This is a genomic window from Thermosporothrix sp. COM3, assembly GCF_059696735.1.
Window position 1 is genome coordinate 5,086,668 of the sequence record NZ_AP019376.1, and the last position, 23,992, is coordinate 5,110,659.

The following is a 23,992-nucleotide window of genomic DNA, read 5'->3' on the forward strand; positions in this document are numbered from 1 at the left end:
GTGCTAATAACAGCAATAACGGATTTATACTCGCCTTATTACAGGCCTGTTACCGTCACTACTGGAGGTAGGACGACGTGACCGCAACAGATATTATCCTGGCTATTGTCGTTCTGGTGATCGGAGCTTTGCTCGCTCTTTTCGTCGGATACTGGCTAGGATCATTAAAGAAAAAAGGACAATACGATGAGAGCCTGCGCGCCCTGAAAGAAGCCAGCGAGCAACGACTTCTGGAAGTGCAGACAGAGCAGCGTGAGGCCCTCCGTGAAGCGCGAGAAGAAACGGCACGCTTCCGCGCGACCATAGAGCGAGAAAATGCAGAGCGCCGCTCAGAGCTACAACGCCAGGAGCACCGGATTCAGCTCAAAGAGGAGGCACTGGAGCGGAAACTTGAGCAGATTGAGCAGCGAGACAAGAAGCTTACCGCCAAAGAGCGCCAGCTAGAGCAACTCCGCGAAGAGGTGGAAAAGCTCAAACAGCAGCAGCTTCAGGAGCTCGAACGCATTTCTCAGCTTACAGAAGAGCAGGCAAAAGAACAGTTGCTCAGCAGAATTGAGCAAAAGGTCAGAACGCAGGCCTCGCAGCGGATCAGGATGATCGAGGATCAGGCCCGTGTTGAAGCCGAGACTCGCGCCCGCGAAATTATCACTCTCGCCATTCAGCGCTGCGCCTCGGATCAGGTCGCTGAGGCCGTGGTTTCCGTGGTGCCTCTGCCGAACGACGAGATGAAGGGGCGCATTATTGGCCGCGAGGGACGCAATATTCGGGCGCTGGAAGCAGCCACCGGTGTTGATCTGATTATTGATGACACCCCCGAAGCAGTGATCCTCTCCGGCTTTGATCCGGTGCGCCGAGAAGTTGCCCGCATCGCCCTGACCAAGCTGATTATTGATGGCCGCATTCACCCGGCTCGTATTGAAGATGTCGTCGCGAAAGCCCGTCAGGAAGTGGACAACATTATTCGCGAGGCCGGTGAAAACGCCGCGATGGAAGCCAATGTGCATGGCCTTCAGCCCGATCTCCTCAAGATTCTGGGGAGGCTGCACTTCCGCACCAGCTACGGGCAAAACGTCCTTGCTCACTCGGTGGAGGTCTCTATTCTGGCTGCAACAATGGCGCATGAGCTTGGCGCGGATGTCAATGTCTGCAAGACGGCAGCTCTGCTTCATGATCTGGGCAAAGCAGTCGATCAGGAAGTAGAAGGCCCACACGCCATTGTTGGTGGCGAGATCGTGCGCCGCTTCGGCAAATCGCCGAAGATCATTCACGCCATCGTCGCGCACCATGCCAGCGAGACCGAGCCTCAAACACTCGAAGCAGCTATTGTACAGGCCGCCGACGCGATTTCAGCCGCTCGCCCGGGCGCTCGCCGCGAAACGGTTGATCTCTACATCAAGCGACTTGAGGCGCTGGAGCATATCGCGAATTCTTTTACCGGTGTCGAGAAATCGTTTGCTATTCAGGCAGGCCGCGAGATCCGCATTATTGTCAAGCCAGAAGAAGTAGACGAATATGCGGCGGCACAGCTTGCCAGCGATATCGCACACAAGATCGAAGAGAGCCTCGATTATCCTGGCCAGATCAAAGTGTGCGTGGTTCGCGAAACGCGCTCTGTCGACTACGCTCGCTAGTCCGCGCGATTTGACCTGATACAATTGAAGGGTGTCCGTAAAGGCCAGGTCCATACTCGGCTTGGCCCTTGCGGCCACCCTTCACGATAAGAGAAAAGGACCACAAACAATCTATGCATAACACCGTCGATTTACATACACATTCAACAGCCTCCGATGGACTCTATTCCCCCACAATTCTGCTGGAGAAAGCGCAAGAAGCGGGGCTCCACGTGCTTGCCCTGACCGACCACGATACCACAAACGGTCTGGACGAAGCGGCGGAAGCGGCCAGAGCCCGCGACATTGAGTTTATCCCTGGCATCGAGATTAACACCACAGTCGGCAAATCCGAGATTCACGTTCTGGGCTACTATCTTGAATATAAGCGTCCCGAATTCCAGGCCACCATTAAGATACTGCGTGATGCCCGCGAACTGCGAGGCAAGCGGATGGTCGAGCTACTGAATGAGAACGGCATCAACATTTCCTGGGATCGTGTACGTGAGCTGGCAGCCGGTGCCGTAGGCCGTCCACACGTTGCACAGGCCCTGGTTGAAGCAGGCTATGTTCAGAGCGTGGCAGAGGCCTTCGATCAGTATATCGGAAGTGGCCGCATTGCCTATGTACCGCGCTACAAGCTCTCTCCCGCCGATGCCGTGCGCCTGATCGCCAGCGCCAACGGCTTGCCCGTGATGGCCCATCCGGTCTCGCTGCCCGGACTGGACGAACTTCGTAACTGGCTACCTGAGCTCTGTCACGCCGGTCTGGTCGGTCTGGAATCCTACTACGGGGATTATAGCGATGAAGACGTTCAGGCATTGCTTGCGCTTGCAAAGGAGTATAATCTGATCCCGACCGGTGGCACCGACTTCCACGGCCCCGGAATCCACCCGACACCGCTTGGCGCACGCTATGTGCCCTACGAGTCGGTTGAGCGGCTGAAAGAGGCAGCCGCCAAACGCAAAGGCCAGAACCCACCCGCGTTCACGCTGCCGGAACCGGTCAAGGAATAAACAGAAAGAAGGAGCAGCACTACTCATACCCCTGCTCCTTCTTTATTGTAGCGTTTCTACCAGCGTGTCACGGCATCACGCCAGCGACTGCGCCCCTCATGTCCATTCTGCGCCAGCGGCTGGCGACGGAGTTTTTCATCCTCAACCTTTGCATGAAGGAGCAGGCCAGCAGCGATCGCAGCAACCTGTTCTTCTGAAAGCTGCTCCTCGGCCTTCGGCTCCTTTTGCAGCAAGCGGGCGTCCCATTCCTCCGCAATAAAATCGGTGGACATATCACCGGCAATAAAGCGGGGATGATCCATCAGCCAGCGGGCGAACGGGATCGTCGTGCGGACACCGACAATATGATACTCGTCCAGCGCACGGCGCAAGCGAGCAATAGCCTGCATGCGATCTTTCCCCCAGACAATCAACTTTGAGAGCAAGGGGTCATAGTAGAGCGGGACCTGTAACCCGGCATAGAGACTACTATCCACACGTACCCCCGGACCTGAGGGCTCCTGCAACGCCTGTACTGTCCCGGTCGCGGGCAGGAAACGGTTTTCGGGGTCTTCCGCTGAAATACGGCATTCAATTGCGGAACCTCTCAGTTCCACCTGCTCTTGCGTAAAGGAGAGCGGCAACCCGGCAGCGACACGAAATTGTTCCTGCACCAGATCGATGCCCGTGACCCATTCCGTGACGGGATGCTCGACCTGAACACGTGCGTTGACCTCAAGAAAATAGAAGTTGCGGTCAGGCCCAACCAGAAACTCAGCGGTGCCCGCATTGACATATTGAATCGAGCGCACAAGGTTAATGGTTGCTGACGTCATGCGCTCGCGTAACTCAGCATCGACGATCGGAGACGGAGACTCTTCAATCAGTTTCTGATGGCGACGCTGAATACTGCACTCGCGTTCCCCCAGATGAACCACATTGCCATGTGTATCGGCGATAAACTGAACCTCAACGTGACGGGCAGGCGCAATCGCTTTCTCAAGATAGACCCGGCTATCACCAAAAGCGCTCATGGCCTCACTTCGTGCCGTTCGCAACGAGGGGAGCAGCTCACGCGAGTCACGTACAAAACGGATGCCCTTGCCGCCACCCCCAGCCGCCGCCTTTAAGAGAAGCGGATACCCGATCTTCTCGGCGATAGCGACCGCCTCTGCGTCATCGGCAACGTCGGCCATCGCACCCGGCACAATGGGAACTCCAGCCTCGCTGGCGGTCCGCCGTGCTGCTGTCTTTTCACCCATTGCCAGTTGCGCCTCAGCGGGCGGGCCAACAAAGATCAGACCGGCCTCCGTACAGGCTCGCACAAACTCGGCATTCTCTGATAGGAAACCATAGCCAGGATGTACCGCCTGTGCCCCCGAACGTCTGGCAACATCCAGCAACGCTGGAATAGACAAATAGCTCTGCGCTGCCACCGCCGGGCCAATATGATACGCCTCATCGGCCATACGAACATGCAACGCGTTTCTATCGACATCGCTATAGACCGCAACACTGCGTAAGCCCAGTTCGCGGCAGGCTCGAATCACACGAAGTGCGATCTCACCGCGATTCGCAACCAGCACCTTTTGAAACGGCCAGTGCGCAACAGAGTGTGTATCCATCTGAAGGCTCCTTCGACTTCTGAGTTTTCTCTTCGTCCACAGTATAGCACGCATTTCCGCACATGCATAGGAAAAAAAGGCCACTCGCACTTTTTAATATTTCATTTCCACGAAAAGTCGGGTACACTGCAAGTTGACCTATTTTTGGCATTGAGCTATTTCGCCGTACAACACTACCTTACCTTTCTGACTCGTACATAAAACTGTCAGAAGTACCTGCCGCCTATGGAGGACGCTGCATACCATGCTAAAATTCATCTCCAACATCCCTATCTTTCGCCGCCTCTTCAGTGCGTTCTTATTGGCGGCGGTTATCCCCGGCATTGTGATCGGGGTTCTGGGATGGTTCTTTACCAACACGGTCAACGATCGCAGCGAGCAGTTGAAGCTAACCGCCGCGATGGTGCAACAAAGCACCCACATTGATACCGCACTCAAAGATCTTTCGACACAACCCCGCCTGGAATATCCTATCTGGGCCCAGAGTCAATATCAGGCACAGCTTCCGACCATTATTCAGGAGGTCCACCAGAAGCAAGGACAGGTCGATAAAGATATCACCAAATTCACGCAAGAATATGAAGTCAATACATCGGCTAAAATGGGGCGCATTAAAGCAACCCTGAGCCAGGATCTCCCCGACCCCGGCATTCTGGATCAACAACAGAAGCTCTTCAAGAACGTGCGCGAGAAGCTCTGGCCTGACTTCATGAATGCGCAGAACAACCTGCTCAAGCATCTGGAGGCATCGACCATTACCGCCAACCCAACCGCCGATGCAGACAAGAAAGCGCTGGATGATGCATTTAAGGCGCTCAATGATTCCTGGAAGCAGATCGATACCATCGCGAACCAGATAAATACCCAGACCGCCACAACAGGCCCATCTATTACCAACGCGCTTATTTTCGCGACCATTATCGCCTTGCTCGTCACAATGGTCTTCGTTATCTTCATCGGTTACATCGTGAACCTGACCATCACGAACCCGCTCCTCCATCTGGCCACCCTGACCAAGCGGATCGCCAAAGGTGAGACCAATGCCCGAGCACAGCTACAGGGCCGTGATGAGATCTACACTGTTGCCCAGTCGATGAACAACATGCTCGACAACATCGTACGCCTGATCCAGGAGACGCAGGCACAACGCGACTCGCTGCAAGGGCAGGTCGAAAAGCTGGTCAGCGAGGTCAGCGGTGTCGGTGAAGGTGATCTGCGCGTACAGGCAGAGGTCACGGCTGACGCGCTGGGAGTGCTGGCCGACTCCTTTAACTACATGGTGGAAGAGCTTGGAAGCCTGGTTGTCCGCGTCAAAGTTGTGGCAAGCGAAGTTGAAAAAACAACCTCAACCATTCTTGACAGTATGACGCAGCTTGTGGAAACGGCTGACGTCCAGATTCAGCAGATGGGCGAAGCCGGGGTTGAGGTCGAGAACATGGCAGCCTCAAGTCGGCAAGTGGCAGAACGCTCACAGATGCTCTTCGATGTTGCGAATAAAGCGCGTGAAGACGCTCATGGTGGTCGTAACGCACTACAACAGGCCGTAGAAGGAATGGGCCGTATTAACGAGAACGTGCAGGGCACAGCGCTGAAAGTCCAGATGCTTGGCGAGCGCTCGCGTGAGATTGACGAAATCGCTGAGGCAATGACCACCATCGCGCACCAGACGAACCGTCTTGCACTGGACGCCGCTATTCAGGCAGCTATGGCAGGTGAGAACGGTAAAGGCTTTGGCGCGGTCGCAGCCGACATCCGCCGTCTGGCAGAACGCGCAAAGGATCAGGCAACCAGTATCGGTCGTATCGTACGCGGCGTTCGTGAAGAGATCGGCGCAGTGGCCCTCTCGATGCAGGAAACCCAGCGCGAAACTGCTGCTGGTAGTAGACTGACACAGGAAGCCGGTATCGCACTGAGCTCAATCTTCTCCGCCATTGAACATCAGGCTCGCGAAGTTGAAAACATTAACAAAGCGGCCATGCAACAGCTCCAATCATCCAGCGCAATCGTGCGTATCATGCATGAGGTTGCCGAATCCACGAAGCAGAGTAGCGTCAATACCCGCGAAGCGTCCGGAAACATGGAACGCCTCGCCCGCCTTGTTGAGCAGCTCCGTGCCTCGGTGGAAGCCTTCAAACTGCGTGAAGATCAAGAATACTACATGGCAAACAGTGGTATGGGTCTCACCGCAGAGGATAGCAGCGAGAACCCGCTGACTTTCAGTGGCGTATTCCGTACCGTCAGCGCGACCGCACAGCCCGCTGAGGTTCAGGAAGGGACCTTCGATTCGCTCCCCCAGGGAATGCCCGCGTTTACACCGGCCTCGTTTGAGGAGAATCAGATCAGCTTCCCTGATAACTGGGATTGGAACCAGTCCACACCGCCGCTGCCCTCCTGGTCGGGTGAGCATCAGGCAGCCGGAAACAACAACAGTCAAACGCCTGAATCCTTCCCGGGAAGCAGCCCACGCTGGCCACAATCAGGCTTCTAGATCAAAAAGCAAAAGGCCTCTCACGTTTTGATGAGAGGCCTCTTTTTTGTCAGCTTGCGTTTTAGATTGGGAAGGCGCGTCCCTGCCTGCGCTGACGCACCGCCTCATACAGAATAATCCCTGTTGCCATTGCCGCGTTCAGCGACTCCACTCCAGAAGCAAGGGGAATCGAAATGGACTCTGTTGCCCGCTGGCGTGCCTCGGCAGAAGGGCCGTGGGCCTCGTTGCCGATCACCAACGCAAATGGTTGCGCCAGATCCAGATCATAATACATCTGCGCGCTCCCAGCCTCTGCCAGAAGCACACGCCCCCCACAATGCTGCTGCACCGCTTCGGTGATTGCATCCCAACTCATATTGTGCTGCACTGGCAGCAGGAGATGAGCGCCAGCAGCCGCCCGCACAACCTTTGGATTGAAATAATCCACGCACTCAGGCGTTAGCAGGACCGTCTCGACATCAGCCGCCAGAGCTGTACGCAGAATTGTCCCCATATTGCCCGGGTCCGCCAGATTATCCAGAATCAACAGGGCGGGACGCTTACCCCCCGCGCGTCGCTCCCGAACGGGCTCCGGCGCAAAGTCCGCCATTGCCAGCACACAGACAACACCTTGAGAGGTCTGGGTCTCGCCAATCGCTTCAATCACGCGCTCACTGACCTCAAACAAGCGCTGTTGCGGGAGCAGCCGCAGGATACGTTGCAAGAGGTCCCGCCCTTCAGGGGTTCGCTCAAGTAAAGCGGGATGGTAGTAGACCTCTTGCGGGAGCAACTGCGCATCCAGCAGGGCAGCCAACAGGTGTGGCCCTTCCATCAGGAACAGACCGGTCTTCTTGCGTCCACGCGTTGTATGCAGGCTCTGGAGTCGGGTGATACGTGGATTCGATGGACTGGAAAGAAACGTCATAGAACAAATAATGCGCCGGAATCAATGATCCGGCGCACCCTCGATTGAAAAATGCTTATTGCAGAATAACGTGCAACGTCCAACCTGCTACTTCACGGCTGCCATTGCCTTTTCAACGAGCGAGCTGAAAGCAGCCTGATCGTTGACAGCCATCTCAGCCAGAATCTTGCGATCCACATCAATATTTGCAACATGGATGGCATGCATCAGAGCGCTGTAAGAGATGCCGTGCATGCGAGCGGCCGCATTGATACGTGTGATCCAGAGGCGGCGCATGTCGCGCTTGCGGTTACGGCGGTCGCGATACATGTACGCCATCGAGCGCATCAGGGTTTCATGCGCAGGACGGAACAAACGGCGACGTGTTCCGCGCTGACCCTCTGACATGCGCAAAAACTTTTTATGCTTCTTGTGAGCGGTTACACCACGCTTAACTCTTGGCATAGTTCTTTATGAATCCTCCGTTCTTCTCGCTAAAGCCTAAAAGGCGTAAGGAAGCAGACGCTTGAGACGGCGTGTATCGCCCGTTGCAAGCTGGAACTTCTTGTCAGAACCGCGAATTGCGGCTGCCGATTTTCTGCGGCGCAGGTGGCTGATATTGCCCTTACGGCGCAGGAACTTGCCAGAGCCGGTTCGGTAAACCCGCTTTGCCATTGCCTTGTGTGTTTTCAGTTTCTGCTTCATTTCTCTCTTCTTCCTTATTACTGATCCGCGGGGAATGCGCCCCCTCAGAGACAACGTCAGACTATACCAGTTCCATTTGGGAAGATGCCTGACGACTTCTTGAGAGGAGTTCAAACAAGTCAAAACCCTTCAAACGTTGTTCCATCAAAGGCGCAGAGAAGCCTTTTTCAAGAACGCCCCCGCTTGCGCAACGCATTATAACATAAGAGCACTGACAGTCGCAACTGCTGGCCTCAAATGTCCTGGTTCTTTCCGCTTTGCCACTTTTGCGGAGTATGAAAAGAATAGAGCGATGAGAAGGAGAACTAACGCTCGAACGAAATTCGTGGTTTTGCTCGACTCTATTGTCAGGTATAGCGAACAATGCTATAATAGCGTGGTATTAAATGCCCGCTCGTGATGTGTTTCATCATAAAGCATTCTGTATCATCATATGATGACAGAGGAACAGGCATTTCATCCCACGCCCGTAGTGGGGAAAAATACAGTAGTGAGCCGCTAAACCGCCTTTATTTCTCCAGACAACGTCGGTGCCAGCCTCCGCAACAGCAGAAAAGCTGGTAAGCAGTCGTGTGTCTCTGGGAGAAAGGGGAAACGTGCGGCATCTGTTGTGCGTCAACAATGGTTGATGCTCCACCTGCTCTGGCGACACTGCGTGTCAGACCAGAAGCAAACCCAAAGGAAGGAGGTTGACTTCGTGCGTAGAGATTATGAACTCGGGTTCATTCTCAATCCCGAAGCCAACGAAGATCAGATACGCGCCCTTTTAGAGCGTATCGAACAGATCGTCGCTAATCATGGCGGCCAGATTGTAAAGGTAAATCAGTGGGGACGCCGGCGTCTGGCATACCCCATCGAGCGCCACCGCGACGGATATTACATCTTTATTGACATGATCCTGACCCCTGAGTCCGTGAGCGAACTTGAGTACACAATGAAGGTCACGGAAACTATTCTCCGGTACATGGTCAAGAAACGCGATCCGAAGGCTGTCCAGAAGGAGCGCGCAGAGCGAGCCGAGCGCGAGGCCCGCGAAGCACGTGCAGCCGAGGCTGCCGCCGCCGCAGAAGCAGCGAAAGCAGAACAGGCCGAGCAGACAGAGGCAACCGAAGCACCCGCTCAGGAAGCACCTGCTGAAGAGGCCCCTCAGGCTACAGAGGAAGAGTCTTCCACACCGGCCAGCTCCGAAGGTGAGTCCGTTCAGGCCTAGTATCAGTCAAGTCGTCCGGGATAGTTCGTTCGTTCTCCTGCAAGAAGAGTCGGGCTGGAAGCAGTCGAAAGGATTTAGCTGAGACATGAACAAGATTATGTTGATCGGGAACCTGGGACGTGATCCCGAATTGTCCTATCTGCCCGATGGGACAGCAATGGTCAAGTTTTCACTGGCAGTAAGCAAAAGAACAAAGTCTGCAAGCGGTGAGCGTGAAACAGATTGGTTCAATATCGTGGCCTGGCGGCAGCTGGCCGAGACCTGCTCGCGCTTTCTACACAAAGGGTCCAAGGTCTACATTGAGGGTCGGGTCAATATCCGCCGCTACACCGACAGTAACAATGTCGAGCGCACAGCGGTTGATGTGACCGCAACCGATATGGAAATGCTGACGCCGAAAAACCAGCAGCCCGCTGCCAGTAATGACGCTGACTCCTTCCTCGATATGAGCAACGACCTGGGAGATCTGGACGCGCATCCCTTCTGATTATGAAGGAGAAAGTTCGTGCAAAAACGTACGGATACAGCATCAGCTACAACCACAAGCGCTCCGGCAACACCGGCGCCTCGTCCGCGTCGGGAGCGCGGTGAGCGCGGTTCACGCCGTAAGGTATGTCAGTTCTGCCACGAGCATATTCGCGAGATTGACTATAAGGATGTCAACCGCTTCATGAAACGGTTCATCTCCGATCGTGGCAAGATCGAACCTCGCCGCAAAACTGGTACCTGCGCCAAACACCAGCGCGGCTTGAGCACAGCAATCAAGCAGGCCCGCTATATGGCCCTGCTCCCCTACACAGCAGAACATATGCGTGGGATGTAGTGACGGATAAGAGGAGGCAAGAGACACCACCCCGGTGCTCTTGTCTCACCGTCTTGTGTTCCTCCTGACGCGGCTTCGGCCAGGGATATCCTTACTGGAGGTTTCAATGAAAACTCAGGCAGCGCGTCGCCCCGGCAATAAGCGACCTACACGCTCTGCAAAAATTCGCAAATATCAACGACAGACGGCGCACGTTGAGGCACGCCGCGACGGCAAACCTCTGATATTTGGTTGGGGAGGGCACCTTTCCCAAAAAGAAAAACTCAGTCTACAACGCCGCGCTATTTGGTCCCTTGTTATCGCTTTCGCCGTCATTATTGTCGCTCTTCTTGTCGGTTTCTGGATCAATATCAATATCGTTATCCCCAATAGCCCGCTTGTCACGGTAAACGGTGAGAAAGTTCCACAGGCCGATTATCGCAAAATGGTCGCTGTCAAAGCCCAGCTGCGCGCCAATGATATCGAAGCGCTTCAAACAAAAAGCGATAATCTGAAAAAGCAGATCGATCCACAGCAGAAAGTTGTCAACGATCTTAATAAACAGGTTGAGGACCTGCAAAACAAGCTGAAAAGCAGCTCTGCCGACGCAAAGCCCGACCTGGAAAAACAGCTTAACGAGAAAAAGGCAAAGCAGGATACCGAACAGAAAAAGCTGAATGATCTGCAAATGCGCTATAACGCGATTGTACAAAACGATATCCCAAACCAGAAGCAGCTTTACACGCAGCAACAGGTCGGCGCGGAAAGTACCGATCTTCTCCTTGAGGACATTTTGATTCGCCAGTGGCTTGCGGACCCTCAGCACGCCTCTCTGAGCAATCAAATTAACCCGACGCCGCAGATGGTTGATAAGGCACTCAATGACTTCAAACAGGGAATGCCGAAATCGCTGACCTATGACAAATTCCTTCAGGATAACCACCTGAGCAATGAGGATGTGCGCAATATGCTCACTGTGAAGGTGCGCCAGGATAACATGAAAAAGTACCAGGCCGACCAGGTGACATCGCCTTCCTATCAGGTTCAGGCCAGCCATATCATCCTTGACACGCCCGAGGCTGCGAAGAAAGTGCTCGACCAGCTCAAGAAAGGGGCCGACTTCGCCAAGCTTGCGAAAGAGCAGTCAAAGGATTCCGATACCAAAGACAAAGGCGGTGAGCTCGGTTGGATGATCCCAGGCCAGTACTCGATTGACCGCGTCTCGAAGGTCGGCGTAGCCGGAGATCTCTGGCTCTTCGATCCAAAGCGAACTGTGAACGAGGTAAGCCCGGTGATTAACGACGGTGGCACCTATCGTATCCTCAAAATCACAGGCATTGAGAAATCACGCAACGTCGACGAGAAGACGCTGAAGAACGTGAAAGATAATGCCTATACTGTCTGGGTGCTCAAAGAAAAGGCCCGCCTGGGTGATAAGATCTCGCAGGTGGATGATCAGATGAAGCTGGATTCGGCTAATATGCCGTCAAATCTGCCAGTCTCGCCACCAACGCAACAGTCGCCCTATGGTGGATGATAGAGCCGGGCAACCGTCCAATCATCGTAACGCAGCAAAAACACCATAGCAATGAGCGGGGAATCCAGCGAGCACAAACACTGTGTGCTCGACCTTCCCCGCTCTCTTTTCATCAAAAGAGAAACACAAAGATATGACCACGTTTGCAACCGGTACAACCAAACCAGAAACGGAGATCCAGAGGCTACTTGAAACCGCCGCTCTCTATCTCCATATTCCTTTCTGCCATACCCGCTGCTACTATTGCGACTTTAATACCTACGCGGGTATTCTTCCCATGCGCGAGCCCTATGTTCGCGCCTTGTTAACAGAAATAGAGCTTGCAGGCGAGATGGCGCGCCTACCCGATGGCTCTCCGCGTCGCTCACGTACTATCTTTTTTGGAGGTGGCACCCCGAGCCTGTTAAGCGTCGAACAGATCTCTCGTCTGCTCGATGCCTGCCGCTCGGCCTTTGCTGTCGACGAGGATGCTGAGATCACGCTAGAAGCCAACCCCGGCACCCTGACACAGGAGCAACTGGAAGGATTGCGCCGGGCTGGCATCAACCGCTTGAGCATGGGAGCTCAGAGTTATGACGCTCACCTGTTAAAAACGCTCGGTCGTATCCATACCCCGGAAGAGATCACGCAGGCCGTTCACTATGCACGGGCCGCCGGATTCACCTCGATCAATCTGGACTTTATGTTTGGCCTGCCCGGTCAGACCATGCAACACTGGCGTGACACGCTTGAGCAGGCGCTTGAGCTCCACCCGGAACACTTCTCGCTCTACTCGCTCATCGTTGAGGAAGGCACCCCGTTCTATAAATGGGTTGAAGAGAAGCGCATTGTGCCCGGAGACGAGGACCTCTGCGCAGATATGTATGAATACGCGGACGAGCGCCTTCGCGTCGCTGGCTACCAGAACTATGAGATCTCGAACTGGGCGCTCCCCGGACACCAGAGTAAGCATAATCTGACCTACTGGCAGAATCTCCCCTATATTGGGATGGGAGCGGGAGCCTACTCGTTCTTCGATGGCAAGCGTTTCTCCAACGAGCGCGAGCCGCGCGAGTATATCAAACAACTCAAGGCCCGTACGCTTCCCATTGTTGAGAGCGAAACCGTCTCACTTGAACAGGCAATGGCCGAAACATCTTTTCTGGCATTGCGCACCGCCCAGGGGCTGCATCTGCCCACGTTTGAGCAGCGCTTCTCTCTTCCCTTTGCCCGCTTCGTTGGCGATCGACTTCAGCTCGTTGAGGAAGCTGGACTCTTAGAGCACGAGGATGGTTGGTTACGCCTCTCAAAGAAAGGCAGGCTCCTCGGGAACGAAGTTTTTCTACGACTGCTACCTGACTAGTAAAGGATAAAGGAAACGTGGCATCACACGAGCGATCATCAACAAAAGCATCACCATCATGGGAGGTAATGCCCTACCTCCCGGGCGACCTCTTCAAAGAAGCGGCTCGATACGGAATCCAACCTGTACAGGCACAACTGCTGCATAATCGCGGGATTACCTCTCCTGAAGAGATGCAGCGCTTCCTGAACGCTCGCTTCAAGGAAACGCGTGACCCTTTTCAGCTTATCGATATGCGGAAAGCCGTCACACGGATACAGCAGGCACTGGAAAGCAAGGAGCATATCACGGTTTATGGGGACTACGATGCCGACGGTGTCACTTCCTCGGCCCTGCTCTATCGCGCCCTGCGACGCCTGAAACAGCCCGATGCCCCGCTGAGCTTCCATATCCCCGACCGCCTGCATGACGGTTGTGGTTTGAACCTTCCCGCCCTGGATATGTTGAAGGCCCGCGGAACCTCCCTCATCGTCACAACCGATTGTGCCAGTTCCGATGTTGAACAGGTTGCCTATGCTCGCTCGCTCGCTATGGATGTCATCATCACGGATCACCATCACCCGCCCGCCGAACTGCCCGCCGCCGTCGCAATGGTCAATCCCTGGCGTCCTGATTGTCCCTATGGAGAACGCTATCTCTGTGGGGTTGGCATTGCCTTCAAGCTGGCTCAGGCGCTCTATCAGGTCTATCAGCGACCAGAAGAAGAGCTGTTGGAATTACTGGACCTGGTTGCAATCGGCACAATCGCTGATATAGCGCCCTTACTTGGCGAAAACCATATTCTGGTACAGCTTGGCCTGCAACGCCTCAATAGGACTCAAAAATGCGGCCTTCTGGAGCTGATCAAGCATACAACGTTGCGCCTGGGTTCAATTCGTGAGCGCGATATTGCGTTCAGTCTGGCGCCTCGTATCAATGCCGCGGGCCGGATGAAAGATGCAGGCATTGCGTTCCGTCTGCTCACGACCGACGATCCAGAAGAAGGCGCCCGACTCGCAGCCGAACTCAATGCGCTGAATCTGAGCCGGCAACAGGAAACCGAGACACTGATGCGCTTTGTGCGTGAAGAGGCACAGAAACACCCTGCGCACCCGGTAATTCTGGTTAGCGGACAGGATTGGCACGAAGGCATTATCGGGCTGGTTGCCGGAAAGCTAGCCGATGAGCTGCAAAAACCCGTGCTGGTTGTCAGCCATGATCAGCAAACCCAACTCAGCCGGGGCTCAGCGCGCAGCCAGAAGAACTATAACATTATTGAGGCGTTGCGCAGCTTCCCCGGCGAATTTGTGCGCTTTGGCGGCCACACGCAGGCGGCAGGCTTTACGATTGCCAGCGACGCCATTCCCGAGCTGTATGAGCATCTCTTGAACTGGACCGGCTCGCCGCTCACAGCGATCGTTGAGGAGACTGAAGACGAGGAGGAACAGGCAGAGCTGGAACGGCTGATTACCGGACAGCCCCGCACCATTGACCTGGTGTTTGAGAAGATCACCCTCTCGCAGCTCACTTATGACTTCTATCTCCAGATCCGCCGGCTTGGCCCGTTTGGCAATAGTAATCCTGAGCCAGTCTTCAAAATGGAGCATCTACGCCTGCTTCGGAGTCGGGTTACCGGACGCTCTGAGCGCCTCAATCTGAGCGTGCTGCTGGAGCATCCCGAAGAACACGGCCAACAACGTTGGGCTACTGTCCCCAGAGGTGGGCACCTTTTTGAGCGGCTCAAGGGGGTCAAACACGTGAATATCATCTTCAGCCTGGAGGCCTCCGAGGATGAGAACCGCACCGAAACCTGGATCAAAATTCTCGATATTCAGCCGAGCGAGCAGACAGAAAACACACAAAAGCCGGTGTAGGAAACCCCGTACACCGGCATTCGCTTTTTATGGAGATGCAAGAAACCACGCTTATGGATATACACCGCGAATTTCTGTCGCTTCTGCTACCCGTGCAACAGCCAGCAGATACGCTCCCATGCGCAGATTCGTTCGCTGCTCCTCTGCTTTTGCTTTCACAGCCTGATATGAGCGCTTCATAATCTTTTCCAGGCGCATATTAATCTCATCCTCAGCCCAGAAGAAGCGTTGCAGGTCCTGAACCCATTCAAAGTAACTCACCGTGACACCGCCAGCGTTTGCCAGAATATCAGGCACCACCGTGATACCGCGCTCATTCAGAATCGCATCGGCCTCAGGCGTTGTCGGTCCGTTCGCCGCCTCAATAATCAGGCGAGTATTGATCTGAGCCGCGTTATGTCCGGTAATCTGATTTTCCAGCGCCGCGGGAATCAACACATCGCAGGGGAGTGTCAGTAATTCGGCATTGGTGATCGCCTCAGCCTCAGGGAAACCTCTCAGGCCTCCATGCTCGCGTGAAAAGCGGGTAGCCTTCGGAATATCAATCCCATCTGGATTATAGAGACCGCCGGAGATATCGCTGATGCCAATGACTTTGCAGCCGGACTCATGTAGCAGCCGGCCAGCAATACCGCCAACGTTTCCAAAGCCCTGAATCACAACCCGGCATTTCTCAGGCTGCATATTCATGTCTTGCATCGCTTCCAGTGCCACCACCTGCACACCACGAGCGGTTGCTTCAAGGCGGCCCTCACTCCCGCCGATTGCAAGTGGCTTCCCGGTGATCACAGCCGGCACCGAATACCCCTGATGCATGGAATAGGTATCCATAATCCAGGCCATCACCTGAGGGTTGGTATTCATATCAGGAGCAGGAATATCGCTATCAGGGCCGATCAGAATCGAAATCTCGGTTGCATAGCGGCGCGTCAGGCGTTCGATCTCAGCCATAGACATCTTATGCGGGTCACAGATCACACCGCCTTTGGCTCCGCCATAGGGAATGCCAACAACCGCGCATTTCCAGGTCATCCACATCGCCAGAGCACGCACCTCGTCTAACGACACCTCTGGACTGAAGCGAATCCCACCTTTCGCCGGTCCCCGGTTAATATTGTGCTGTACCCTGTACCCTGTAAACATTTCAACATCGCCGTTGTCCATGCGGACAGGGAAATTGACAATCAATTCGCGTTTTGGTTTCCGCAGAATTGCACGCATCGCCTGTGATAAGCCCAGTCGCTCCGCAGCTTCGTCAAACTGAGCAACCGCCATTTCGTACGGGTTCATCACATCAATAGCCATTATGAAAGTACCTCCTTAGGCACCGGCCACCTCAGGCCAGCTTGCTGCATTGCACATGGAGCACCATTGCTCACTGAGTAGTGGTGAAACTCCCAACATAAACCGTTCTTTCAAGAAACAAAAAAGTATAATGAGAGCGCATAGGAAAACCCGCCCTGTTTTGGGCGGGAATGCCTTTCAAAATCCATCCACAGTATAACACCAGACTTTCATTGCTTTCAAGCCGAACGCGCGTTAGTCTGGTCGGTCATTACCGCGATCAGTGTTGTAAAAGAGCGACCTCTGACCAGTCTCCAAAATAGAGCCCGGCGGCATTCAGACTGACCCCTTTGAGCCAGGAAGGAATGATCGCTGCCTGCGTATGATGTCCGAGTGGCAACCAGCCAGCTTCCTCGATCGCGAGCCTTTCAGCCTGCTGATACAGGGCCAGGCGCTCATTGCCTGTCCTGGTCTCAGCCTCTTTCACCAGCCGATCAAACTCAGCGTTCTTCCATAACCCCTCACTCATAGGAGAAGAAGAACAGAGATTGGTATACAGCCAGTCATAGGGATCGGGGAAATCCGCCCTCCACTGTGTAAACCCGAGCTGGACCTGGTGCTGACGAACCTCCTGGTTATATGCCATTGTCTCCATTGCGTGGAGCTCGACATTGATGCCGAGTGCCTCCCGCCACATTTTGCGTAATGTACCCGCTTCTCCCGAGGTCATTTGTGCACTCGGATATGAGAACGTTACATCAGGGAATTTAGTCACATCCGGGTAGACTGTTTGCAGGAGCGACTTTGCTTTCGTTGGCCCATAGGGAATGCCGGTCGCATCAGGCTGATAGCCCGGAATACCCGGCGGCACAATCGTCGGGGCAGGGATAGCGGCATTCTTCCACATTGAAGCGGAGAGCCCCTGTTTATCCAGCGCATAGGCAAAGGCCTGACGCACGGCTTTATTGTCAAACGGCGGCTTTGTCGTATCAAAGAAAAGCAGACTGGTCTGAGCCAGAGAAGCGCTGGTAAAGCCTTTAATCACACGAGCATTATTCTGATCTCCCTGAGAGATCTTCCAGATAAAACTATACTGTCCGGCCCGGAACGCCTTCAAAGCCACCACAGGATCATTGATAAAGAGCATATCAACCTGTTTTAACTGTGTCTTTTTCCCATAATAGAACGGGTTTGGCTCAAAGACCATCTTCACATTATGGAACCATTGCTTCACCCGCAGCGGTCCCGTGCCAACAGCCTCCCCCGCAACATGCAGCGACCACTTTTGCTGTCCATAACGCTCGATGAGTTTCTTATTCACCGGCATAAACACGCAATTTGTTAGAGCAGAGAGAAAATAAGGAGCGGGTCGAACAAGCGTTACCTGCAACGTATGTGCATCCAGTGCCCGCACGCCACTGAGCTCCTTTGTCTTCCCCGTCACCACGGCCTCGCTTCCCTCAATGATTTCAAGCAGAGAAGCATGCGGAGCTTGCAGTTCCGGCCAGAGCGCTCTGGACCAGGAATAGAGATAATCGCCAGCCGTCACCGGAGAGCCATCGGAGAAACGCACTCCGGATTTGAGATGAAACGTATAGGTTTTGCCATCAGGGGAAATATCCCAGGTTGCCTGATCTGGAAGCACATTAAGATTCTTGTCCAGCCTGACCAGGCCGCTATAGAGCATCGAAGCAATCAGACGCGTATTCTCATCGGCGATCAGAGCAGGGTCAAGGGATGCAGGATCAGAAATACCTACATTTGGATATTTCAAGACTTGTTCCGCCGCAAGGGGCGATTGAGCATTCGACGTCTTTCCGCTACTTCCACCAGAGCTACAAGCAGTAACCACCGTCAGCAGCAGCAAGCAAGAGAGCAGCAGTGAGGAGGCACGCCTGAATCGCCCGGGTGATCGAAAAGAAAACATCGGGGTGTACCTCACTTTCCGCAACAAGAAAAAAATCGCAGCATGCAAAAATCCTCATATCATCAAGCCTGCGCTAACAGTCCGCCTTGCCGCCTGTCCGGGCGCCCCCGGCTCTTCCAGTATCCCGGGAACTGGCATAACATGTCTCGCGGGCAACTAAACTATTTCAGGATCTCACTCCCTGGTTTTCTGTTTTGCATCAAATAATTCCTACCTGATTGTAGAACGTATACATGAAAAGGATTATACCAATGCAAGCGTGCAGACAACCAATGGTACCCCATTCAGAGCCATGCGCATTGGATACACGAAATAACCATAGACAAACGGTAGAGCAATGACTATAATGGGGATAGAAAAATAACATTGTTCAATGTTGAACAAGAGGTTTCTATATGCGTATCCGTGTTATTGGCGCTCCCATGGATCTGGGAGCAGATCGACGCGGCGTAGATATTGGTCCAAGCGCAATTCGCTATGCCGCACTGAACGAACAACTTCGACGTCTCGGCTACAGCGTTCATGATATAGGCAACATTCACATTCCTCAGCCGGAAAGCCGCCCGGTCGGACATCCAAAGCTCAAGTATCTTGAACCAATCGTTCAAGCATCAGAAGAACTTGCCGATACAGTCGAGCAGGCATTGCAGGACGGAGAGTTCCCCTTGATTCTTGGAGGGGACCACAGTATTGCACTCGGCTCGATCAGCGGTGTTGCCAGTGTGCATAAGGACCTTGGCGTCATTTGGATTGATGCCCACGCCGACTTTAATACAGAAGAAACCACCCCCTCTGGCAATATTCATGGTATGATTTTAGCAGCACTGTCCGGGTTGGGCAACCACAAGCTCACCCATATCAAAGGATGGGCTCCAAAGATCAAGCCAGAAAATATTGTGATTGTTGGGGCACGTGACCTTGACAACGAAGAAAAAGCGCTGTTACGGCAGCACCATGTAAGCGTCTTCACGATGTCGGATATCGATCATTACGGCATCTTTGAGGTAAGCAAACGGGCAGTTGAGATCGCGGGACGCAATGGCCGCCCGATCCATCTGAGCTTTGATATGGACTCAATCGACCCGCGTGAGGCCCCGGGAGTGGGGACACCAGTGCGGGGCGGCTTGAGCTATCGGGAAGCTCATACCGCAATGGAGGTTCTTGCCGACTCACGACAAATCGTCTCGATGGATATCGTAGAAGTGAATTCTATTTTGGACCACGAAAATTCGACCGCCCGACTTGCTGTCGAGCTTATCCTATCGGCCCTCGGGAAAAAGATCTTGTAAGGCGCTCTTTGCTCTGCCTGTCACTTGTAGTAGAAGATATCCAAGCAACAGACAAAGGAGGATGCAGGGGGCCGCAACGGCGCTGCTCTCTGCCAGAAGCGTATGGGTGCAAAAGTCCTTTTTATGAACGGGGATTTTCTCCCTTTTGAACAGGGGACAATATCCGTTCGCACACATGGTTTTGCTTATGGGACTGGCTGCTTCGAGGGAATTCGAGGCTACTGGAACGCAGAGGATCAACAGATCTACCTGTTCCGGCTTCGCGAGCATTTTGAGCGACTGGAACGCTCCTGCAAGATCCTACAAATGTCTCTCCCCTACACAGTTGATGAGTTTATCGAAATCAGCACTGAGCTGGTTCGGCGCAACGGGCAACGCGAGGACGTGTACCTGCGCCCGGTCATCTATAAAAGCGATCAGATTATCGGCGTACGTCTTCACGGCCTGAAGGACGATTGCATTATCACCTCTGAGCCACTGGGAAACTACATTGAGATTACCGGCTTGCGCTGTGGTGTCTCTTCCTGGCGGCGTATAGATGATAACGCGATCCCGGCCCGTGCAAAAGTATGTGGTGGCTACGTGAACGCAGCGCTTGCTAAGAGCGAAGCCCTTCAGAACGGCTTTGACGAAGCCATTATGCTCACCAACGAGGGACATGTGTCAGAGGGAAGCGCTGAAAACATTTTCCTCTATCTTGATGGAGAACTCGTCACCCCGGCCCCCTCAGAAAACATCCTCCTCGGGATTACGCGCGACACCGTCATACAGGTAGCGCAGCGCGAACTCGGGATTCCAACTCGTGAGCGTGTGGTTGATCGAACAGAGCTCTATAATGCAGATGAGGTCTTCCTGTGTGGCACAGGAGCACAGATCGCACCCGTTATAGAGATCGATCGCCGCCCTATCGGTACCGGCAACGTTGGCCCGATCGCGACCCGGTTGCAAGAACTCTACTTTGACATCGTGCGCGGCAAGCGAGCGGAGTACCGCAAGTGGTGTACTCCGGTGTACAGCCTTGTGAGCGCCGAGAATACCGACTAAAATGAAGCCAAGCATGCTGGCAGACATCAACAGCCTGCCAGCATTTCTTTTTTTCATGCCCTCTTCAGGAGAGCTCATAAAAGCCAGTATCCATCTCACGCAAGATCTGAACGAGCTCATACACCAGCGCCTGAGCAATGGCAGGAGGACGCTCAACCAGGGTAAGTTGAAAATAAAGGCTACGTAAAAACGTCTGCGTATTGTGAAAAGCGCTTACTCGTTCTTCACTGGTATATTCCTGTGTCCAGGAAAATTCCAGTCCGGGAGGTTGGGCCAGCCGCCGCAACCACAGCTTCAGGTCTTCTCCGTTCAGCAGATCGCGCCGCAATATGCCCATCACGGCATAGGCCAGACGCTCATCTTCGCGATAGAGGTATACAAACGGAATCGGTTCTGTTATCAGATCAGCGATAGCGGTCAAAATACGAATAAGATCAGCCCTTTGCATATATCGATTCTGCGCCAGCGTCAGCAACAGATCAGCCGCGTGAGCGATAGCATGCGCCCATCCCTTACCTGGCACATACCCGCGACGGTCCTGCTCGGCCCGAAAATAAAGCAGCGCGGCTTCCAGACAGGATCGAATTTCCTCCTCGGTCAGGAAGGGATGCTCATTGTCATATTCGAGCACACAAGCCAGGATCAAGACCGAGAATGAGCGGAGGAAGACCGTATCAGTCTCGTACTCCCCAAGGCCAACAGTAAGCTGTTCTTCCATGCGACGAGCAAGCGAGCGCAGCTCTGCGGGAGTATAGAAACCGCGTTCGATCCAGCGAGCGAGGATCGAATAGGACAGCGTATCGCGCAACTCGGGATCACTTGAGCCAAGCGCGGGCAACAAAGCAGAGAGTAGAGCGGTTGCAGAATAGCCATCAGGAACATCATAATCCTGATTCTGGATGGAAAGCCAGAAAGACTTATCCTCCACCATACAAGCTCCTTCACACATTGAATGTAGCGGTTAAAAAAAACCCTGCCAGGGCAAAACACTGGCAGGGAGCATATGCATTTTCTGTTTGAAAGATAAGCACGGAGAAACTAACGCTTCGTGTACTGAGCAGCCTTACGAGCGCGTTTCAGACCAGGCTTCTTTCTCTCCTTCATGCGAGGATCGCGGGTCAGGAACCCGGCTTTACGCATAGCCGCCTTAAAGTCGGGATTCATGCGAACCAGAGCGCGAGCCAGACCGTGGCGAATGGCGCCAGCCTGACCGCTCGTGCCACCGCCCACAACACGGACGGTGATATTGTACCCGTCAAGATTCAACTCGCGGAAGGGAGCCGTGATCGTAGCAAGCAAAGCATCGCGGCCACCAAAATAATCGTTGGCGGCTTTGCCGTTGACCGTCACGCTACCATCACCGTTTGGGAAGAGGCGCACGCGGGCGACCGCCGTCTTGCGCCGTCCCATACCGTAGTAGTAGTCACCTCTATTGGTATCTGCCAAGGTAGGATCTCCTCTTCTTTACTTCTCCTGACCGGCCTGCTGCAACAGGGACTGAGGGCCTGTCCAGGTAACCGGCTTCTGAGCCTCATGTGGATGTGTTGGGCCAGCATAGACTTTGAGTCGCTTCATAATATCTTTGCCCAGGCGATTATGCATCACCATGCCACGAACAGCATGCTCGATAGCGCGTTCCGGGAAGCGACCGGAGAGGCGCTGACGCAGAGTCTCCTGTTTCAAGCCGCCGGGGTATTGAGAGTGGCGATAGTACACCTTCTGATCGAGGCGCTTGCCAGTAACAGCGACTTTTTCGGCGTTGACCACAATCACAAAGTCGCCGCAATTCATATGCGGAGTGAAGGTGGGTTTGTGCTTGCCGCGCAAGATCTGCGCGATCTGCGATGCCAGGCGGCCCAGCACCTGCCCCTCGGCATCAATGACATACCATTTGGGTTGCAGATCAGCGGCCTTGGCGCTATATGTCTTTCTCATTATGCATTAACTCCAAATTTTTCAGGATACTCAACCCGTACCAGACACAGCCCATGCGATGGAGCCGCTGAACCAGGGTGCGTCTTCTCGGCCCGTCGCACAATCTCGGCGAACTCCGCCACGCTTAGTCGTTTCTGACCGACCAGGAGCAGAGTGCCGACCATTCTGCGAACCTGCCCCGTGAGAAAGGCATTGGCAGAAAAATCACAATAGATAAGTTCTGGTTGTACCGGATCACGCGTGCAACGGGCCTCCAACATCGTACGAATACAATGATGTGGTCCTGGTTTTGCCGGGTCAGAGTCATAGGGGCTATGACCAAAGGCCCCAAAATCATGAGTCCCGAGCAAAAACTGACACGCCTCTTGCATAAGCGCAACATCCAGCGCGCGCGGGCAAAACAGCGTATAGCGGCTCCGCAACGCGGTAGGAGCGGCATCATTCCAGATCGAATAGCGATAGGAACGGCTCAAGGCGCTAAAGCGGGCGTGGAAAGTCTCGGGGACTTCCCGAACCCAGCGAACCACAACCGTATCAGGCAGAACGGCATTGAGAGCGCGACGCCAGGCATCAGGACGCAGCAGCTTCTGCGGGCGGAAGTTGATCACCTGTCCGCTTGCATGCACGCCAGCATCGGTTCGTCCTGCGCTGGAAACGACCGAGAAAGCCCCGGAAATCCGCTCAATCGCAGTTTCCAGTACACCCTGTACCGTTGCACCGTGGCTTCTGGGCTGACGCTGGAAGCCATGATAGTCGGTACCATCATACTCAATACCGCACGCAATATTCATACGTCAAATCAGGTAACGCACCAGGGTGCGCCCTTTCAAAAAAGCTTAGACAAGGGCGATCTGAGCGATTTCAGCGGCATCACCCTTACGGCGACCAAGTTTGGTGATACGAGTATAGCCGCCGCGGCGATTGACATAGCGCGGAGCCAGTTCCTCGAAAATCTTCTTTACCACCAATTCATCGGGCAGGGCCTTCAGAATTTTGCGGCGCGCGCGGAGCTCAATCACCATAGCCTGGTAAGCCGCATTCAGCGCCTTCTCCGCCTCATCTTCGTTGGAGATGATCTTCAAGAGTTCTTCGCGGCGAGCAGCAAGCTTGTCCTCAAGGAACTTGCGTCCCTTCTCGGTCAGAGGAGCTTTCAGCTGGGCGGCGCGTTCCTCATTGCTGGCAATAGACGCCTTGAGAGAGAAGCGGCCCTTGCGAGCGAAAGCCAGGATCTGCTCGGCCTTTTCTTTATCGGAAACAACAGAGGTCAGGTAGTCCCATGCCTGCTGGCGGCCCTGAACCGCTGCGTAGATCAATTTTTCCGCTTCAGCGCGAATAGCACGCGCGCGTGCTTCAGTTGTTTTAATGCGGTCATACCGAATGAGGCCAGCCATCAGATTGCGGCGCGCAGAACGGCGGCGCGGCTCAGGCATGCTCATCCGGTTTCCGGCAACTCGGTGCCTCAA

General features: G+C 54.2%; 21 protein-coding genes and 1 pseudogene. 11 read left to right on the forward strand and 11 right to left on the reverse strand.

Annotated elements, in window-relative coordinates; genetic code table 11:
* The first annotated feature begins 77 nt into the window (after nt 1–77).
* Nucleotides 78–1,631, forward strand: coding sequence for a ribonuclease Y (rny, locus tag KTH_RS21510; RefSeq protein ID WP_111325396.1), 1,554 nt, complete (start codon nt 78–80; stop codon nt 1,629–1,631).
* Between the two features lie 113 nt (nt 1,632–1,744).
* Entirely contained in the window at nt 1,745–2,626 is an 882-nt protein-coding gene (locus KTH_RS21515) for a PHP domain-containing protein (protein WP_497621029.1), read from the forward strand.
* A gap of 56 nt (nt 2,627–2,682) precedes the next feature.
* Here the strand turns inward: KTH_RS21515 and accC are convergent, their stop codons facing one another.
* A complete protein-coding gene (accC, locus tag KTH_RS21520; RefSeq protein ID WP_497621031.1) occupies nt 2,683–4,230 on the reverse strand; it encodes an acetyl-CoA carboxylase biotin carboxylase subunit in 1,548 nt (515 codons plus the stop codon).
* A 244-nt stretch (nt 4,231–4,474) separates the two neighbouring features.
* Here accC and KTH_RS21525 point away from each other — a divergent pair, with 244 nt between their 5' ends.
* A complete protein-coding gene (locus tag KTH_RS21525) occupies nt 4,475–6,718 on the forward strand; it encodes a methyl-accepting chemotaxis protein (protein ID WP_111325393.1) in 2,244 nt (747 codons plus the stop codon).
* A 61-nt stretch (nt 6,719–6,779) separates the two neighbouring features.
* Here KTH_RS21525 and KTH_RS21530 read toward each other — a convergent pair whose 3' ends face one another.
* The 3 genes from KTH_RS21530 to rpmI form a co-directional block, all read right to left on the reverse strand.
* A complete protein-coding gene (locus KTH_RS21530) occupies nt 6,780–7,622 on the reverse strand; it encodes a TrmH family RNA methyltransferase (protein WP_497621033.1) in 843 nt (280 codons plus the stop codon).
* A gap of 87 nt (nt 7,623–7,709) precedes the next feature.
* A complete protein-coding gene (gene rplT / locus KTH_RS21535; RefSeq protein ID WP_497621035.1) occupies nt 7,710–8,066 on the reverse strand; it encodes a 50S ribosomal protein L20 in 357 nt (118 codons plus the stop codon).
* A 36-nt stretch (nt 8,067–8,102) separates the two neighbouring features.
* Nucleotides 8,103–8,306: a 50S ribosomal protein L35 gene (gene rpmI / locus KTH_RS21540; protein WP_111325390.1), complete on the reverse strand. Its 204-nt coding sequence runs from the start codon at nt 8,304–8,306 to the stop codon at nt 8,103–8,105.
* Nucleotides 8,307–9,003: 697 nt separating this feature from the next.
* On the opposite strand from rpmI, the gene rpsF reads away from it, so the two are divergent.
* From rpsF to recJ, 6 genes and pseudogenes are all read left to right on the forward strand, one after another.
* On the forward strand, nt 9,004–9,516 hold the full coding sequence (gene rpsF, locus KTH_RS21545; protein WP_170142896.1) for a 30S ribosomal protein S6: 513 nt from the start codon (nt 9,004–9,006) through the stop codon (nt 9,514–9,516).
* Nucleotides 9,517–9,601: 85 nt separating this feature from the next.
* Nucleotides 9,602–10,003: a single-stranded DNA-binding protein gene (locus tag KTH_RS21550; RefSeq protein WP_497621037.1), complete on the forward strand. Its 402-nt coding sequence runs from the start codon at nt 9,602–9,604 to the stop codon at nt 10,001–10,003.
* Nucleotides 10,004–10,084: 81 nt separating this feature from the next.
* Nucleotides 10,085–10,330 (forward strand): annotated as a pseudogene (gene rpsR / locus KTH_RS21555) (30S ribosomal protein S18); the annotation flags it as partial.
* Between the two features lie 115 nt (nt 10,331–10,445).
* The gene (locus KTH_RS21560; RefSeq protein WP_497621039.1) at nt 10,446–11,855 is read left to right on the forward strand and encodes a peptidylprolyl isomerase; all 1,410 of its coding nucleotides are present in this window, start codon (nt 10,446–10,448) and stop codon (nt 11,853–11,855) included.
* A gap of 133 nt (nt 11,856–11,988) precedes the next feature.
* The gene (gene hemW / locus KTH_RS21565) at nt 11,989–13,197 is read left to right on the forward strand and encodes a radical SAM family heme chaperone HemW (RefSeq protein WP_497621041.1); all 1,209 of its coding nucleotides are present in this window, start codon (nt 11,989–11,991) and stop codon (nt 13,195–13,197) included.
* Nucleotides 13,198–13,214: 17 nt separating this feature from the next.
* On the forward strand, nt 13,215–15,050 hold the full coding sequence (gene recJ / locus KTH_RS21570; protein ID WP_497621042.1) for a single-stranded-DNA-specific exonuclease RecJ: 1,836 nt from the start codon (nt 13,215–13,217) through the stop codon (nt 15,048–15,050).
* Nucleotides 15,051–15,101: 51 nt separating this feature from the next.
* Here recJ and KTH_RS21575 read toward each other — a convergent pair whose 3' ends face one another.
* Nucleotides 15,102–16,355 carry a Glu/Leu/Phe/Val family dehydrogenase gene (locus KTH_RS21575; RefSeq protein WP_497621043.1) on the reverse strand — a complete coding sequence of 418 codons (1,254 nt, stop codon included), beginning with the start codon at nt 16,353–16,355 and terminating at the stop codon, nt 15,102–15,104.
* A 259-nt stretch (nt 16,356–16,614) separates the two neighbouring features.
* Entirely contained in the window at nt 16,615–18,261 is a 1,647-nt protein-coding gene (locus KTH_RS21580) for a peptide ABC transporter substrate-binding protein (RefSeq protein ID WP_497621044.1), read from the reverse strand.
* A gap of 395 nt (nt 18,262–18,656) precedes the next feature.
* On the opposite strand from KTH_RS21580, the gene rocF reads away from it, so the two are divergent.
* A complete protein-coding gene (gene rocF, locus KTH_RS21585) occupies nt 18,657–19,550 on the forward strand; it encodes an arginase (RefSeq protein WP_497621046.1) in 894 nt (297 codons plus the stop codon).
* A gap of 102 nt (nt 19,551–19,652) precedes the next feature.
* Nucleotides 19,653–20,594: a branched-chain amino acid transaminase gene (locus KTH_RS21590; RefSeq protein ID WP_111325380.1), complete on the forward strand. Its 942-nt coding sequence runs from the start codon at nt 19,653–19,655 to the stop codon at nt 20,592–20,594.
* 64 nt (nt 20,595–20,658) lie between these two features.
* Here KTH_RS21590 and KTH_RS21595 read toward each other — a convergent pair whose 3' ends face one another.
* The 5 genes from KTH_RS21595 to KTH_RS21615 form a co-directional block, all read right to left on the reverse strand.
* Nucleotides 20,659–21,525, reverse strand: coding sequence for a DUF2785 domain-containing protein (locus tag KTH_RS21595; RefSeq protein ID WP_497621048.1), 867 nt, complete (start codon nt 21,523–21,525; stop codon nt 20,659–20,661).
* Between the two features lie 107 nt (nt 21,526–21,632).
* Nucleotides 21,633–22,004 (reverse strand): 30S ribosomal protein S9, encoded by a 372-nt coding sequence (gene rpsI / locus KTH_RS21600; RefSeq protein WP_111325428.1) that lies wholly within the window; start codon nt 22,002–22,004, stop codon nt 21,633–21,635.
* A gap of 54 nt (nt 22,005–22,058) precedes the next feature.
* Nucleotides 22,059–22,529: a 50S ribosomal protein L13 gene (gene rplM, locus KTH_RS21605; protein WP_111325378.1), complete on the reverse strand. Its 471-nt coding sequence runs from the start codon at nt 22,527–22,529 to the stop codon at nt 22,059–22,061.
* Complete coding sequence (gene truA / locus KTH_RS21610; RefSeq protein WP_497621049.1) at nt 22,529–23,320, reverse strand: tRNA pseudouridine(38-40) synthase TruA; 792 nt, start codon at nt 23,318–23,320, stop codon at nt 22,529–22,531. Before truA ends, rplM begins: the two co-directional genes overlap by 1 nt.
* A 45-nt stretch (nt 23,321–23,365) precedes the next feature.
* Nucleotides 23,366–23,992, reverse strand: a complete 627-nt coding sequence (locus tag KTH_RS21615; protein ID WP_174843902.1) for a bL17 family ribosomal protein — start codon at nt 23,990–23,992, stop codon at nt 23,366–23,368.

Bases quoted from the DNA above. Each gene is read 5' to 3' on its own strand.
- truA (WP_497621049.1), bottom strand. From the start codon at position 23,320: ATGAATATTGCGTGCGGTATTGAGTATGATGGTACCGACTATCATGGC.
- rplT (WP_497621035.1), bottom strand. From the start codon at position 8,066: ATGCCAAGAGTTAAGCGTGGTGTAACCGCTCACAAGAAGCATAAAAAG.
- KTH_RS21550 (WP_497621037.1), top strand. From the start codon at position 9,602: ATGAACAAGATTATGTTGATCGGGAACCTGGGACGTGATCCCGAATTG.
- KTH_RS21515 (WP_497621029.1), top strand. From the start codon at position 1,745: ATGCATAACACCGTCGATTTACATACACATTCAACAGCCTCCGATGGA.
- KTH_RS21525 (WP_111325393.1), top strand. From the start codon at position 4,475: ATGCTAAAATTCATCTCCAACATCCCTATCTTTCGCCGCCTCTTCAGT.
- rocF (WP_497621046.1), top strand. From the start codon at position 18,657: ATGCGTATCCGTGTTATTGGCGCTCCCATGGATCTGGGAGCAGATCGA.
- rplM (WP_111325378.1), bottom strand. From the start codon at position 22,529: ATGAGAAAGACATATAGCGCCAAGGCCGCTGATCTGCAACCCAAATGG.
- KTH_RS21575 (WP_497621043.1), bottom strand. From the start codon at position 16,355: ATGGCTATTGATGTGATGAACCCGTACGAAATGGCGGTTGCTCAGTTT.
- KTH_RS21560 (WP_497621039.1), top strand. From the start codon at position 10,446: ATGAAAACTCAGGCAGCGCGTCGCCCCGGCAATAAGCGACCTACACGC.
- accC (WP_497621031.1), bottom strand. From the start codon at position 4,230: ATGGATACACACTCTGTTGCGCACTGGCCGTTTCAAAAGGTGCTGGTT.
- KTH_RS21595 (WP_497621048.1), bottom strand. From the start codon at position 21,525: ATGGTGGAGGATAAGTCTTTCTGGCTTTCCATCCAGAATCAGGATTAT.
- rpsI (WP_111325428.1), bottom strand. From the start codon at position 22,004: ATGGGACGGCGCAAGACGGCGGTCGCCCGCGTGCGCCTCTTCCCAAAC.
- KTH_RS21530 (WP_497621033.1), bottom strand. From the start codon at position 7,622: ATGACGTTTCTTTCCAGTCCATCGAATCCACGTATCACCCGACTCCAG.
- KTH_RS21580 (WP_497621044.1), bottom strand. From the start codon at position 18,261: ATGTTTTCTTTTCGATCACCCGGGCGATTCAGGCGTGCCTCCTCACTG.
- rpmI (WP_111325390.1), bottom strand. From the start codon at position 8,306: ATGAAGCAGAAACTGAAAACACACAAGGCAATGGCAAAGCGGGTTTAC.
- KTH_RS21590 (WP_111325380.1), top strand. From the start codon at position 19,653: ATGGGTGCAAAAGTCCTTTTTATGAACGGGGATTTTCTCCCTTTTGAA.
- hemW (WP_497621041.1), top strand. From the start codon at position 11,989: ATGACCACGTTTGCAACCGGTACAACCAAACCAGAAACGGAGATCCAG.